Source organism: Cupriavidus sp. UYPR2.512 (assembly GCF_000379565.1).
In the GTDB taxonomy this organism is placed as follows: domain Bacteria; phylum Pseudomonadota; class Gammaproteobacteria; order Burkholderiales; family Burkholderiaceae; genus Cupriavidus.
The window spans coordinates 72,561-87,081 of record NZ_KB903184.1 but is presented as its reverse complement, the minus strand read 5'-3'; the positions used below and the strand labels follow the sequence as shown (position 1 = coordinate 87,081).

Below are 14,521 nucleotides of genomic sequence, written 5' to 3'. Positions count from 1 at the left end.
TTGCCGCGAGACCTGCTGACATGACCACATCCCTGCCCGCGACCGAACCTGCCGTACCGGCTCCCGACGAAGCGCCTTTCGTGCTGCCACGCTGGCACTGGGCGCGCAAGCACCCTACCCTGATCCTGGGCGCGCTGCTGCTGGCGGTGATCGCCGTGCTCTCCCTCGGCGCGCCCTGGATTGCCACCGTCGACCCGCAGGACATCGACCCGCTGGCGCGCATGCAGCCGCCATCGGCCGAGCACTGGTTCGGCACCGACGCGCTGGGCCGCGACGTGTTCAGCCGCGCGGTCTGGGGCGGCCGCGTATCCATGATCGTGGGCCTGTCGGTCGGGCTGCTCGCAACCGTGTCCGGCGTACTGCTGGGCCTGGTCGCAGGCTTCGTGCGCCGGGCGGACTCCCTGGTGATGCGCGTGATGGACGGCCTGATGGCAATCCCGGGCATCCTGCTGGCGATCGCGCTGATGGCCGTTACGCAGGCCAGCCTGGGCGCGGTGATCATCGCCATCGCCATCCCCGAGGTCCCGCGCGTGGTGCGGCTGGTGCGCTCGCTGGCGCTGACCCTGCGCGAGCAGCTCTACGTCGAGGCGGCGCATGCGGTCGGCACCCGCCTGCCGGTGATCCTGGCGCGCCACGTGGTGCCCAATATGGTGGCGCCGCTGATCGTGCAGGCCACTTTCGTGGCCGCCACCGCCGTGCTCACGGAAGCCGCGCTATCCTTTCTCGGCGTCGGCGTGCCCGCCCAGATGCCGAGCTGGGGCAACATGATGGCCGAGGGGCGCAATTTCGTGGCCGTAGCCTTCCACATCATCCTGTACCCGGGCATCCTGCTGGCCGCGATGGTGCTGGCCATCAACCTGCTCGGCGACGGCCTGCGCGACGCGCTCGATCCGCGCCTGGCGCGGCAACTCTGAATCCGGGAGCGCAACTATGACCATCACGATGTCCCGCGCGATGTCCCGTGTTACGCCGGCCACGGGCGAGCCACTGCTCGAAGTGGAGGACCTCCATACGCATTTCGACACGCTCACCGGGCCGGCCCGCTCGGTCAACGGCGTCTCGTACACCGTGCGCGCCGGCCAGACGCTGGGCGTGGTGGGCGAGTCAGGCTGCGGCAAGAGCGTGACGGCGCTGTCCATCATGCGGCTGCTGCCCATGCCGCCGGCACGCATCCGCGGCGCTGTGCGGCTGCGCGGCACGGACCTGTTGCAGCTTAGCGAACGTGAGATGCGCCGCATCCGCGGCAACCGCGTCTCGATGATCTTCCAGGAGCCGATGACCTCGCTGAACCCGGTGCTGACGATTGGCCGACAGATTGCCGAGACAGTGCAGCTGCACCAGGGCGCGAGCCGCGCCGACGCGCTCAGGCGCGCAGTGGAAATGCTGCGGCTGGTGCAGATCCCCGAGCCCGAACGCCGCGTCAACGAATACCCGCACCAGCTTTCGGGCGGCATGCGCCAGCGCGTGATGATCGCGCTGGCGCTGGCCTGCAATCCCGAGGTGCTGATCGCCGACGAACCCACCACGGCGCTCGACGTGACCATCCAGGCCCAGATCCTGGACCTGATCCGCCGCCTGCAGCAGGAACTGGGCATGGGCGTGGTGATGATCACGCACGACCTGGGCGTAGTGGCTGAATGCTGCGACCGCGTGATCGTGATGTACGCCGGGCGCAAGGTCGAGGAAGCCGGCGTCGCCGAACTGTTCGACCGCCCGCTGCACCCCTACACCCGCGCCTTGATGGCATCGATGCCGTCGATGAACACCAGCAGCCGGCGCCTGGCCGAAATCCCCGGCCTGGTGCCATCGCCACAGGAGGCGCGCCGCGGTTGTGCCTTCGCGGCACGCTGCGCGCATGCGGACGCGCGCTGCGCGCGCGAACTCCCGCAGCTCACGCGCCACGGCGGCGACCATGCGGTGGCCTGCTTCGCCGTCGAGGAAGGCCGCATCGAATGCAACCCACAAGCCCAGGAAGCCATCGCATGAGCACCACCTCCGCCACGCTGACGCCCCTGCTCAAGGTCGACCGCCTCCGGAAACACTACCACGCACCGCGGCGCTGGCTGGCACCGTGCAAGCCGCCGATCCAGGCTGTGGACGACGTGTCCTTCACCGTGGAGCGCGGCGAGACGCTCTCGCTGGTCGGCGAATCCGGCTGCGGCAAGACCACCACTGCCAAGTCGGTGCTGCGCCTGATCGAGCCGACTTCAGGCTCGGTGCGGCTCGACGGCGAGGAACTGCTGGGCCTGCCCGCAAGCGCCATGCGGCAGCGCCGGCGCGACCTGCAGATCATCTTCCAGGACCCCTATGCCTCGCTCAGCCCGCGGCTGACGGCGGGCGAGATCGTCGGCGAGCCGCTGCGCAACTTCGGCCAGCGCTCCCGAGCCGAGCGCAACGAACGCGTGCAATGGCTGTTCAGCAAGGTCGGCCTGCGACCCGAAGCCGTGCGCAAGTTCCCGCACGAGTTCTCCGGCGGCCAGCGCCAGCGGCTGGGCATCGCGCGCGCGTTGGCACTCAACCCCAAGCTGATCGTCTGCGACGAGCCGGTATCGGCGCTCGATGTCTCCGTCCAGGCGCAGGTGGTCAACCTGCTGATGGACCTGCAGGCCGAGTTCGGCATCGCCTACCTGTTCGTCGCGCACGACCTGGCCGTGGTGCGCCATATCAGCCACCGGGTGGCCGTGATGTACCTCGGCCAGATCGTCGAACTGGCCGACCGCGACACCTTGTTCTCCGCGCCGCGCCACCCCTATACGGAGATCCTGCTGTCGGCCGTGCCGGTGCCCGACCCGCGCATGCCCGCCCGGCGCCTGCTGCTGCAGGGCGATCCGCCCAGCCCGGCCAATCCGCCATCGGGCTGCCGCTTCCACACGCGCTGCCCGCATGCGCAAGCCCGCTGCAAGGAACAGGCCCCCATGCTTACCGGGCGGCCTGCCGCCACCGGCATCCACCAGGTGGCATGCCATTTCCGCTGACCGCTACGCTCCAGTCCAGGAAAGGAATCCCATGTCCGACCCCACCCCTGCACACGCCACGCACTATGACCTGCTGATTGCCGGCGGTACCGTGATCGACGGCAGCAAGGCACCCCGCTTCAGCGCCGATATCGGCGTGCGCGACGGCTGCATCGCGGCGCTCGGCGACCTTGCCGGGCACACCGCCGACCGCGTGCTGGACGCAACCGGCCTGATCGTCGCCCCTGGCTTCATCGACGCGCACACGCATGATGACCAGGCGGTGCTGTCGCAACCCACCATGCCGTTCAAGGTGTCACAGGGCGTCACCACCGTGATCGCCGGCAACTGCGGCATCAGCGCCGCACCGCTGCGTGCCGGCATGGACCTGCCGATGCCGCTGAGCCTGATCGGCACGCCGGCCGAAGGCCGCTTCACCACCTTCGCGGCCTACCTCGACGCGCTGCGCGCCACGCCGAGCTCGGTCAACGTGGCCGCCATGGTCGGGCATTCGACCTTGCGCGCGGTCACCATGGCGGCACTGGACCGGCCAGCAGATGCCGCTGAGATCGCCGCCATGCAGGCGCTGGTAGAGGAGGCCATGCGAGCCGGCGCGATCGGCCTGTCGACCGGCACTTTCTACCCGCCCGCCGCCATGGCAACGACCGAGGAGATCATCGAAGTCTGCCGGCCGCTCAGTGTCCGCAAGGCGCTCTATGTCACGCATATGCGCGACGAGTCCGACCAGGTCATGGCCTCGCTCGACGAGACCTTCCGCATCGGCCGCGAGCTCGACGTGCCGGTGGTGGTGTCGCACCACAAGGTGCAGAGGCAGGCCAACTTTGGCAAGAGCCAGGTGACCTTGCCCTATATCCGCGAGGCCATGAAGCACCAGTGCGTATCGCTCGACTGCTACCCGTACACGGCCGGCTCCACCATGATCCGCACCGACCGCGGCATGCTCGACGGCCGGGTGCTGATCGCCGCCAGCGAGCCGCATCCCGAATGCGCGGGCCGCGATCTCGACGACATCGCCAGGGAATGGGGCGTGCCCAAGGACGAAGCCGCGCGCCGCCTGCAACCGGGCACCGCAATCTACTTCCAGATGGACGAGGACGACGTCCAGCGCATCCTTGCCTTTGACGAAACCATGATCGGCTCCGACGGCATCCCCGTCGGCGCCAGCCCCCATCCGCGCCTGTGGGGCACCTTCCCGCGCATACTGGGGCACTACTGCCGCGAGGTCGGCCTGTTCCCGCTGGAGACGGCGGTCTGGAAAATGACCGGGCTGACGGCGCGCAATTTCGGCCTGCACCGGCGCGGCACGCTCGCCGTGGGCAACCATGCCGATCTCGTCGTCTTCGATGCGGCCAACGTGCGCGATGCCGCCAGTTACGAGACCCCCACCCGGGCGGCCGAAGGCATCGACACCGTGATCGTCAACGGCGCCATTACCTGGCAGCATGGCGCGCACAGCGGGGCGCGCAACGGGCAGGTCATCACGCGGCCAGCAGGACCTGAGGCGGGAAACCCGGCGCCTACCTGAGGCCCGCGGCCTGGAGCCAGAAACGAAGCCTCCGGCCGATCAGAACTTGGGAATGCGCAGCGTCTTGCTGACCATCAGCGTGCCCGACAGCGCGAACAGCAGTACCAGCGGATGCAGCACCGCCGGGCCCAGCGCCCACGCGCCGCCCGGCAGTTCGCCGCCCAACTGGCCTTGCCACGCGCACCATGCCAGCACCGCGGTCAGCAGCACGCTGGTCGGGATCGGCGTGCCTTCGAAGTAGGCCACCTTGCCGCTGTCGCTGCCCTCGGCCAGCGATTCGGCGGTGACGTTGAAGCGCGCCAGCCGGCTGACGCCGCAGCAGACAAAGTAGATCAGCACGGCCAGGTCCCAGCCGCCGCGCATGCCGGCGGCAAAGGCCAGCGTGGCCGGCCCGACGCCGAACGAGATCACGTCGGCCAGCGAATCCAGCTCGCGCCCCAGCGCGGAATGCGCATGGCGCCAGCGCGCGATGCGGCCGTCGAGCACGTCGAAGATAAAGGCCAGCGGCGCCAGCGCCGCCGCCGTGAAGAAATGCGACAGCTGCTGGTCGGCCACGTAGAACATGGCGAAGAACACCGACCCCATGCCGCAGGCCGCATTGCCCAGCGTAAAGACATCGGCCAGCTGCAGCTCGCGCAGCATCGAGAAATGGCGGGGACGTTGCGGCCGGGTGCTCATGGTGCGCGCTTACAGGACCTTGGCCACGTGATGGACGTTCGGCGGCGCGGCAAAGGTGTCGCCGACCAGGGCGCGCCATTGCTGGAACTCGGGCGACTCGCGGAAATGGACCATATGGTCTTCCACCGTCTCCCATTCCACCACCAGCGTGTAATGGTCCGGCTGTTCGATCGAGCGGAACAGCTGCACGCCGTGGCAGCCGCGCGAGCGCAGGAACAGCGGCGTGGCCTGGCTCACGCCCTGCTCCAGCTGCTTGTCCATGCCGGGCTTGATGGTGAGTTGTGCGATTTCCTTGATCATGATGTTTTAGCGATGAAGTGAATGCCGGCGCGCCGGCGGGTCTCCACTACCTTAGCACGATCGCGGCACCACATGCCTTCTGCAAGCATTCCGTTACACGCCGGGGTTAGCATCGTCCACCCTGCCACTACTTGCCGATATCGCCATGCGATTGCCCCTGCGTAAGCGCCACCCAGCCCGGGCCGGGTTGCCCGCCCTCGCCCTTGCCTGCCTGGCTGGCGCCCTGCCAGGCGCGCATGCTGCATTGCAGCCATGCGGCGCGCCCGCGACACCGATCGCCGAGATCCAGGGTGCCGCGGCGGCATCGCCGCTCGCTGGCCGCGTGGTGGAGGTAGAGGCCATCGTCACCGCTGACTTCAGCGGCGACGGCGGCCTGCGCGGCTTCTTCCTGCAGACCGCGGACGCGCAGCGCCTGCACCGGCCTGGCGTGTCCGAAGGCCTGTTCGTCTACGCGCCACGCACGACGGCACGCGCCGGCGAGCTGGTGCGCATGTCCGGAAGCGTCGAGGAAAAATTCGGGCAAATGCAGCTGGTGCTGTCTGGCGCGCTGGCGGTCTGCGCGCGCGGCATGCCGGTAACTCCGCAAGCGCTGACCCTGCCGGTCGCCGGCGAATCCGATCTTGCCGCACGAGAAGGCATGCTGGTGCGCCTGCCGCAGACGCTGACGGTTGCCGACACCCATGAACTTGATCGCTATGGCACGCTGGCGCTGAGCGACGGCCGGCCCATCGCCCCGACGCAACAGGCACTGCCGGGCACTGCCGCGCAGCAAGCCGCTGCCGCCAACGCCCGCAACCGGCTATTGCTTGACGATGGCTCGACGCGCCAGTATCCCGCCGTGGTGCCCTACCCGCCACCGCGGCTGGGCGCGGACCATCCAGTGCGTGCCGGGGACACGGTCAGCGGCGTCCAGGGGGTGCTGGAAAAACGCCACGGGCAGTGGCGCCTGCAGCCGGTGCCCGGTGCCAGTGCGCCAGTGTTCCAGGCCACCAACCCGCGGCGCGGCGCGCCGCCACGACATCCGGCCACCACGCTGCGCGTGGCCGCCTTCAACCTGCAGAACTACTTCAACGGCGACGGCCAGGGCGGCGGTTTCGAGGCGCCTGGCAATCGCGGCGCTCAGAACGCCGAAGCACTGGCGCGCCAGGAGGCCAAGCTGGTTGCCGCGCTGCGCGGGCTGGACGCCGACGTGATCGGCGTGATGGAGGTAGAGAACGACGGCTACGGCCAGTACAGCGCGATCCGCCAGCTGGCCGCGCGGCTCGGGCCGGACTGGCGCGTGCTCGACCCCGGCACGCCGGCGCTTGGCGGTGATGCCATTGCGGTCGGGCTGCTGTACAACGCCCGCACCGCCGTGCCTGCCGGGCGCGCGGCCACCACATGGCTGGGCGAGCGCAGCCGCCAGCCGCTGGCCGGCACCTTCCGCGCGACGGCTGGCGGCACGCCGGTCACGGTCGTGGTCAATCACTTCAAATCCAAGACGTGCACCGAAGCCACCGGCGCGCAGGCCGACCAGGGCGATGGCCAGGGTTGCTGGAATCCCGCGCGCGTGCAGGCAGCCCAGGCGCTGGCCGAATGGCTGGGCGCAACGCCAACGGGCGTGTCCGGCGCGGGCGTACTGGTGATCGGCGACCTGAACAGCTATGCGATGGAAGACCCCGTGCGCGTGCTGGCGCGCCGCGGCTATGCCGACATGGTTGCGGAATTCGCCGGGAAGCCGGCCTACAGCTACGTCTATAACGGCCAGGCCGGCTATCTCGATCATGTGCTTGCCGATGCCGTCGCGGCCCGGCATGTGGTGGCCGTGCACGCCTGGCATATCAATGCCGACGAGCCCCCGGCCTTCTCCTACGCCCCGGCGCCGGGTGCGCCTGCGGTGCCGGGCCACTACGCCCCCGGCCCTTACCGTTCGTCAGATCACGACCCCTTGGTGGTCGACTTCGCCAGCAGCCCCCGCGCCAGGTAAAGCACCACCAGCAGGTTGGCTGCCGCCAGCGTGCCATGCAGCCAGCTGGGGTGGACCAGGGCCTCATACAGTTCCAGCGGAATGTAGATGCCGCCTGACCACACCCCGATCCAGTTGCCCCATACAAGCCCGCGCCAGAGCCCGTACGCTTCGGCAAAGCGCATCAGCGCATAGACCGCGGCAGAGCCGCCGATGGCCCACAGGCGGGCGTTGTCGGGATGCGCAAGCAAGGACTGGAAGATGGTGGGATAGCGGCTGGCCGGATTGACGTGCAGGCGCTGGATGATGGCTTCCGCCAGCGCCTGGGCGTCGCGGTGCAGCAGTGCCGCCAGGCCCAGGCCCGCCACGATCACCAGCAAGCCCTTGGCGGCCTCGAACAATGCGATGCCCCTCAGGCCCAGTGCGCCCTGCTTTGCCATGCGGTGTCTCCGGTCGATGCAAGAATTGCAAAGCCGGTATTGTGCAACACTGGCGGGCAATGCCGCGGCGTGCATGGCGCCGGTGCGCGCTTTCACCACCCGTATTCGCGCTCGCGCATCGGCCCGTCGGCATCGATGCCGCCGCTGGCGGCAATGGGGCCGTCCACGGTCAGCGGGCCGGCCACGCTCAGGTCGCCCTTGACCACCATGTCGCCATGCACCGTCACCGGGCCGTTGAAGACCTTGAGATAGCCGCCGCCGTACGGCAGCCCCCGCGCGCTGGCGGGTCCGGTGAAGTACGCCGCGGTGAGCGGGCCGCTGGCATAGACGTGTCCGGCGACAACCAGCTTGCCGTGCACGGTCAGCGGCCCCTGCACCTGCGCCGAACCGCCGATGGTGATCGGGCCGGATTCATGTGGCTGGGCGCGCAGCGGGCCGGCCACAGCCAGCAGTGCCAGCGCCCCGGCCGCCGCCAGCCGCCACCACGGCCCACGGGCATCGAGGCGAAGCATTCGGTGCGACATGATCTAGCCTCCGGCCGCACCGCGTCCTAGCGCTGCAGCTTCTGGTAAGTGCCGATCAACTCTGCGGTGGCCAGGATATGGCCTCGCATCGCCCGCTCCAGCGCCGCCTTGTCAGGCATCCCCAGGTCCTGCAACGCCACGTCCAGCGCATACAGCTTGAAGAAATAGCGGTGCCGGCCGATCGGCGGGCACGGGCCGCCATAGCCGGTGCGGTGCCAGTCGTTGAGCCCGTCGCGCGTGCCGGCGGGCAGCCCGGCCGTCGCGATATCGGCGGGCAGCGCTTCGGCGTGGGCCGGCAGGTTGTAGAGCAGCCAGTGTACCCAGGTCATTTTCGGCGCGGCGGGGTCGGGCGCATCGGGATCGTCGGCGATCAGCGCCAGGCTGGCCGTGCCGGGCGGCAGGCCGGTCCAGGCAAGCGGCGGGGAAATATCGGCGCCTTCGCAGGTGTGCTCTGCGGGGATCTCGCCACCCGGGGCGAATGCGGTCGATTGCAGCTGGAACGGCATACGGGCCTCGCTGGATGCACTGAGGGATGGCTCCAACTTAGGCGGATTCGGTGCCCCGCGCAAGGCGATGGCGGCAGCGGGCGCCTCCAGCATCGCCTTGAGCCGGCGCACGGCTTCGGTGGACTCGGCCCGGACGCGCTCGCGCAGCATCAGGCGGTTGATCAGCGCAAAGAGCAGCGTAGGCGACCGGTAGCGGAATTCCCGCTCAATGCGCGTGCGTTCGGCCGTCGGGGTCAGCGATGGCGTCATGGCGGGCGTAAGCCGGTAGGTGATGGTGGCGACCCTGCGCCCCTCGGCCACGCCTTCGATCGACCACGTGCGCGGCCGCTGGCTTTCGATGACGGTCCAGACCACCGTGCCACCGCGCTGCGCGACCATGAAAGTCTCGGTCACGCGCTCGCCCTGCCCCAGCGGATGGTCGGTCGCTCCCGCCACCCCAAGCGAGGCAGGATGCCATTTGGGCCAATGCTGCGGCGTGGAGATGTAGTCGAAGACCTGAGCCGGCGGGCGCGCGATCACCACCTCGTCATGGATGGCGGTGCGGTCGGACCAGGGCAGCGGCGCCAGCAGCATGCCCACGGTGAGCGCGGCGAAGATCAGTCCCCAGAACGGTTTCCTGTGTCGAACAAGCATGGCGGCGGGACAGGACGCATCCGGGGCGCACCCGTGCATCCCGTACGCATGGCGCGATGCTTCCAGTGTAGTGACTGGGAAGCATCGCGCCAGTCCCGCCCGGGCTTAGCGGGCCTGAGAGGCCGGCGCGCCCTCGGCCGCCGGCGCCGGCACAGCCGCCACCGTTTCCGGCAGCGGGCCCCAGCCGCCGCCCAGCCGGCGGATCAGCGACACCGTTGCGGCAGCCCGCAGGCCGGCCACCTGGTTGGCCTCGCGCTGCGACTGCAGCACGGTGCGGTCGGCATCGATCACCGTCAGGTAATCGACCGCGCCGGCGTCATAGCGGCTGCGCGAGATCCGCGCCGCGCGCCGGGCGCCGCCAAGTGCGCCGTCCAGCGCGCCGGCCTGCTGGCTGAGCCAGCGCACGTCCGCCAGGCTGTCTTCCACCTCGCGGAACGCCACCAGCACGGTCTGCCGGTAACCGGCCACGGTCTCCTCGTGCGCGGCACGGGCACCGGCGAGGTTGGCGCTGTTGCGGCCGCCATCGAACACGGTCTGTGCGATGGTGGAGCCGATCAGCGGCCCCAGCGCCCAGGTGCGCGACGACCACTTGAACAGGTTAGACAGGTCCGCTGATTCAAAGCCGAACAGCCCGGTCAACGTGATGCGCGGGAAGAACGCCGCCTTGGCCACGCCGATGCGCGCGTTGGCCGCGGCCATCTGCCGTTCCGCCGCGGCAATGTCGGGGCGGCGCTCCAGCAACTCGGACGGCAGCCCGGCGGGAATCGCGATCGGCGCGGCGTCAAACGGGCGCGCCGGCAGCGAGAATGCCGCCGGCGGCACGCCGGTCAGTACCGCCAGCGCGTGCTCCTGGTTGGCACGGCGGCGCTCGATGCCGGCCAGGTCCGCGCGCGCGGTGCCGAGTTCAGCTTCGGCACGGGCGGGATCGAGGTCGGTGGTTTCACCGGCGTCATAGCGCTTCTTCAGCAGCGACAGCGCATCCTCGCGCAGCCTGATGGTGGCGTTGAGCAGGTCGCGCTCGCTGTCCAGCGTGCGCAGCGCAAAGTACGCCTGCGCCACGTCGGCCTGCAGCGCCAGCTGCACCGACCGGTACAAGTCCTCCGCGGCCTCGCCTTCGGCGCGGGCGGCGTTGACGCTGGACGCGACGCGGCCGAACAGGTCGAGCTCATAGCTGGCAAAGGCGCGCGCCTTCAGCACCGTCTGCGGCGACACCCGCGTGCCGTCAGGCAGGCCTTGCGACGCCGCCGACGGCTGCGAACGGGTCGGGTCCAGCCCCACGCTCAGCTGCGGGTACAGATCCGCCTCAGTGGCGCCTGTGAAGGCGCGTGCCTGCTTCAGGCGGGCAGCGGCAATCGCCAGATCCTGGTTGGAGCTGCCAGCCGCGTCGATCAGGCGGTCCAGTTCGGCATCGCCGAAGATCTTCCACCAGTCGCCGCGATGCTGGCCTTCGGCCGGCGTCGCGGTCTTCCATTGCGCGCCTTCGGCCTGGGCGGCCTCGGCTTCCTTGAAGGCCGGCACAGTGGCCGTCTCGGGCACCTTGTAAGTCGGGGCCAGCGAGCAACCCGCAAGGACTAGCGCTGCGGCCAGCGTCGCCAGCTTAGGCAGCTGATGCAGCCAATTTGTTGCCGAAAATGCAGGGGCATTCATATTCATCACCATTATTCAGCCGATGCAGTCAGTTGCGCGCCCTGCTCTTGCGTGGCCGCGCGGCGCTGGCCGCGCGTGGCCAGCAGGCGCAGCGCCACATAGAACACCGGCGTCAGGAACAGCCCGAAGAAGGTCACGCCGAGCATGCCCGCGAACACGGCCACGCCCATGGCATGGCGCATCTCGGAGCCGGCGCCGGTGGAAATCACCAGCGGCACCACGCCCATGATGAAAGCGAACGAGGTCATCAGGATCGGGCGCAGGCGCAGGCGGCTGGCTTCGATCGCGGCCTGCACCACGGTGCGGCCGTGATGCTCCAGCTCGCGCGCAAACTCCACGATCAGGATCGCGTTCTTCGCTGACAGCCCGACCAGCACGATGAAGCCGATCTGCGTGAAGATGTTGTTGTCGCCACGCGTGAGCCATACCCCGGTCATCGCCGCCAGCAGGCTCATCGGCACGATCAGGATCACCGCCAGCGGCAGGGTCAGGCTTTCATACTGGGCAGCCAGCACCAGGAACACCAGCAGTACGCACAGCGGGAAGATCCACACACCCGCGTTGCCGGCCAGGATGTCCTGGTAGGTCAGCTCGGTCCATTCGAAGCCGATGCCCTTGGGCAGGGTCTCTGCAGCAATCCGCTCGGCAGCGGCCTGCGCCTGGCCCGACGAGAAGCCGGGCCCCGGCCCTCCATTCATGTCGGCAGCGGTAAAGCCGTTGTAGCGGCTCACGCTATCCGGGCCGAAGCCCTGCTTCACCTTCACCAGAGACGACAGCGGCACCATCTCCCCGCTGGCGCTACGCGCCTTGAGCTGCAGGATGTCCTCGGCATGCTGGCGGAACTGCGCGTCCGCCTGCACCTTGACCTGGTACGTGCGGCCGAACTTGTTGAAGTCGTTCACGTAGGCCGAGCCAAGATAGGTCTGCAGCGTTTCGAACACGTCAGTCACCGGCACGCCAAGCTGCTTGGCCTTGGTACGGTCAAGCTGCACGTCGAGCTGGGGCACGTTCACCTGGTAGTTGCTGAAGATGCCGGCCAGCTCAGGCGTGGCGCGGGCCTTGCCCATGAAGGCGTTGGTGGCGTCGAACAGCGCGTCGTAGCCGAGCGCGGCGCGGTCCTCGATCATCATCTTGAAACCGCCAATCGTCCCCAGGCCCTGCACCGGCGGCGGCGGGAACACGGCGATGAAGGCATCCTGGATCGACCCATACTGCTTGTTCAGGTCCGCGGCAATCGCATTGCCCGACAGCTCCTTGCCCTTGCGCTTGTCGAACGGGTCCAGCGTGACAAAGACGATGCCGGCGCTCGGGCTGTTCGTGAAGCCGTTGATCGACAGGCCCGGGAAGGCCACGGCCGATTCCACGCCCGGGTGCTTGAGCGCGATCTCCGACATGCGGCGGATCACGTCTTCGGTACGATCGAGCGTGGCGCCGTCCGGCAGCTTGGCGAAGCTCACCAGGTACTGCTTGTCCTGCGCGGGCACAAAGCCCTTCGGCACCATCTGGAAGATGCCCCAGGTGGCCAGCAGCATTACCGCATACACGCCGAACACGGAGCCCTTGCGGCGGATCACGCCCTTCACGCCGCGGCCATAGCTTTCGGAACTGCGGCCGAAGAAGCGGTTGAAGCGTCCGAAGAACTTGCCGAACACCTTGTCCATGCCGCGCGTAAGCCAGTCCTTCGGCGCGTCATGCCCCTTGAGCAGCAGCGCGGACAGCGCCGGCGACAGTGTCAGCGAGTTGAAGGCGGAAATGATCGTCGAGATCGAGATCGTCAGCGCGAACTGCTTGTAGAACTGGCCGGTCAGGCCGGTCATGAACGCCAGCGGCACGAACACGGCGATCAGCGTCAGCGCGATGGCGATGATGGGGCCGCTGACTTCGCGCATGGCCTTGTAGGTGGCTTCCTTCGGCGTCAGCCCTTCTTCGATATTGCGCTCGACGTTTTCCACCACCACGATGGCGTCATCGACCACGATGCCGATGGCCAGCACGAGCCCGAACAGCGACAGCGCGTTGATCGAGAAGCCGAACGCATGCATCAGCCCGAAGGTACCGACGATCGACACCGGCACCGCCAGCAGCGGGATGATGGAAGCGCGCCAGGTCTGCAGGAACAGGATCACCACCAGCACCACCAGCGCGATGGCTTCGAACAGCGTATGGACCACGGCTTCGATGCTGTGGCGCACGAACTGCGTGGGATCATAGACGATGCTGTAGTCCACGCCTTCCGGCATGTTCTGCTTCAGCTCCGCCATGGTCTTGCGCACGTCGTTGGAGATCTGGATGGCGTTCGAACCCGGCGACTGGAAGATCGGCAGGGCCACCGCGGACTTGTTGTCCAGCAGCGAACGCAGCGCGTATTCCGACGCACCAAGTTCGATGCGCGCAATGTCCTTCAGGTACGTGACCACACCGTCAGGCGAGGTCTTGACAATAACGTCGCCAAACTCTTCCACGGTCTGCAGGCGGCCTTGCGCGTTTACTGACAGTTGCAGGTCGGTGCCGGGCAGTGTAGGCGACTGGCCGATCACGCCGGCCGCCACCTGCACGTTCTGCTCGCGAATGGCCTTGACCACGTCGGACGCCGACAGATTGCGCTCGGCGAGCTTCTCCGGGTTCAGCCAGACACGCATTGAGTAGTCGCCCGAGCCGAACATCTGCACCTGGCCCACGCCCTGGATCCGCGCCAGGCGGTCCTTCACGTTGATCAGCGCGTAGTTGCGCAGGTACGTCATGTCATAGCGATCGTTCGGCGAGACCAGGTGGACCACCATGGTCAGGTCGGGCGAGCTCTTGACGGTGGTGATGCCCAGGCGGCGCACGTCCTCAGGCAGGCGCGGCTCGGCCTGCGACACGCGGTTCTGCACGAGCTGCTGGGCCTTGTCCGGGTCGGTGCCCAGCTTGAAGGTCACCGTCAGCGTGAGCGACCCGTCGCTATTGGCCTGCGAGTTCATGTACAGCATGTCCTCGACGCCGTTGATCTGTTCTTCCAGCGGCGTGGCCACGGTCTCGGCGATCACCTTGGGGTTGGCGCCCGGAAACTGCGCACGCACCACCACCGACGGCGGCACCACTTCCGGGTACTCCGAGATTGGCAGCTTGAACATCGAGATGGCGCCAATCAGGAAGATCAGCACCGACAGCACCCCCGCGAAGATGGGGCGGTCGATAAAGAATTTAGAGAGATTCATCTTGGTCTCTGCAAAAAAACGCTCCCCTGGCGGCCTGCTTGTGGCGGGCACCATCAACAGCTTGGGGATCGATACAAACTACGGACGCTGGTTCTTCAGGCTCTGGCGATTGCCAATGGCGAAGACATCAACTGTTCCTCAGGCCGGCTCC

12 protein-coding genes are annotated in these 14,521 nt (G+C 68.2%); 5 read left to right on the top strand and 7 right to left on the bottom strand.

Translation table 11 applies throughout. The features are described 5' to 3' along the window. Positions 1-20 precede the first annotated feature (20 nt). The 4 genes from A3A5_RS0133085 to A3A5_RS0133070 are packed head-to-tail and all read left to right on the top strand — an operon-like array spanning position 21 to position 4,500. Positions 21-914, top strand: coding sequence for an ABC transporter permease (locus A3A5_RS0133085; protein ID WP_018314734.1), 894 nt, complete (start codon positions 21-23; stop codon positions 912-914). Positions 915-930: 16 nt separating this feature from the next. Then, on the top strand, positions 931-1,986 hold the full coding sequence (locus tag A3A5_RS0133080) for an ABC transporter ATP-binding protein (protein WP_018314733.1): 1,056 nt from the start codon (positions 931-933) through the stop codon (positions 1,984-1,986). After that, positions 1,983-2,975 carry an ABC transporter ATP-binding protein gene (locus tag A3A5_RS0133075; RefSeq protein ID WP_018314732.1) on the top strand — a complete coding sequence of 331 codons (993 nt, stop codon included), beginning with the start codon at positions 1,983-1,985 and terminating at the stop codon, positions 2,973-2,975. Before A3A5_RS0133080 ends, A3A5_RS0133075 begins: the two co-directional genes overlap by 4 nt. A 31-nt stretch (positions 2,976-3,006) precedes the next feature. Beyond that, a complete protein-coding gene (locus A3A5_RS0133070; protein WP_018314731.1) occupies positions 3,007-4,500 on the top strand; it encodes an amidohydrolase family protein in 1,494 nt (497 codons plus the stop codon). Positions 4,501-4,539: 39 nt separating this feature from the next. On the opposite strand, the gene A3A5_RS0133065 is transcribed toward A3A5_RS0133070, so the two are convergent. After that, positions 4,540-5,178: a phosphatidylcholine/phosphatidylserine synthase gene (locus tag A3A5_RS0133065; protein ID WP_026201380.1), complete on the bottom strand. Its 639-nt coding sequence runs from the start codon at positions 5,176-5,178 to the stop codon at positions 4,540-4,542. A 9-nt stretch (positions 5,179-5,187) separates the two neighbouring features. Beyond that, positions 5,188-5,478, bottom strand: coding sequence for an antibiotic biosynthesis monooxygenase (locus tag A3A5_RS0133060; RefSeq protein WP_018314729.1), 291 nt, complete (start codon positions 5,476-5,478; stop codon positions 5,188-5,190). 244 nt (positions 5,479-5,722) lie between these two features. Here A3A5_RS0133060 and A3A5_RS0133055 point away from each other — a divergent pair, with 244 nt between their 5' ends. Continuing rightward, positions 5,723-7,444 (top strand): ExeM/NucH family extracellular endonuclease, encoded by a 1,722-nt coding sequence (locus tag A3A5_RS0133055; protein WP_018314727.1) that lies wholly within the window; start codon positions 5,723-5,725, stop codon positions 7,442-7,444. On the opposite strand, the gene A3A5_RS0133050 is transcribed toward A3A5_RS0133055, so the two are convergent. From A3A5_RS0133050 to A3A5_RS0133025, 5 genes are all read right to left on the bottom strand, one after another. Then, a complete protein-coding gene (locus A3A5_RS0133050; protein WP_018314726.1) occupies positions 7,396-7,863 on the bottom strand; it encodes a DUF2127 domain-containing protein in 468 nt (155 codons plus the stop codon). The genes A3A5_RS0133055 and A3A5_RS0133050 overlap by 49 nt on opposite strands. Positions 7,864-7,955: 92 nt before the next feature. Further along, the gene (locus tag A3A5_RS0133045) at positions 7,956-8,387 is read right to left on the bottom strand and encodes a hypothetical protein (protein WP_026201378.1); all 432 of its coding nucleotides are present in this window, start codon (positions 8,385-8,387) and stop codon (positions 7,956-7,958) included. A 26-nt stretch (positions 8,388-8,413) separates the two neighbouring features. Further along, entirely contained in the window at positions 8,414-9,526 is a 1,113-nt protein-coding gene (locus A3A5_RS42480; RefSeq protein WP_081624043.1) for a YbhB/YbcL family Raf kinase inhibitor-like protein, read from the bottom strand. 105 nt (positions 9,527-9,631) lie between these two features. Then, positions 9,632-11,173, bottom strand: a complete 1,542-nt coding sequence (locus A3A5_RS0133030; protein ID WP_035814219.1) for an efflux transporter outer membrane subunit — start codon at positions 11,171-11,173, stop codon at positions 9,632-9,634. An 11-nt stretch (positions 11,174-11,184) separates the two neighbouring features. After that, entirely contained in the window at positions 11,185-14,370 is a 3,186-nt protein-coding gene (locus tag A3A5_RS0133025) for an efflux RND transporter permease subunit (protein WP_018314722.1), read from the bottom strand. Positions 14,371-14,521: the final 151 nt, after the last annotated feature.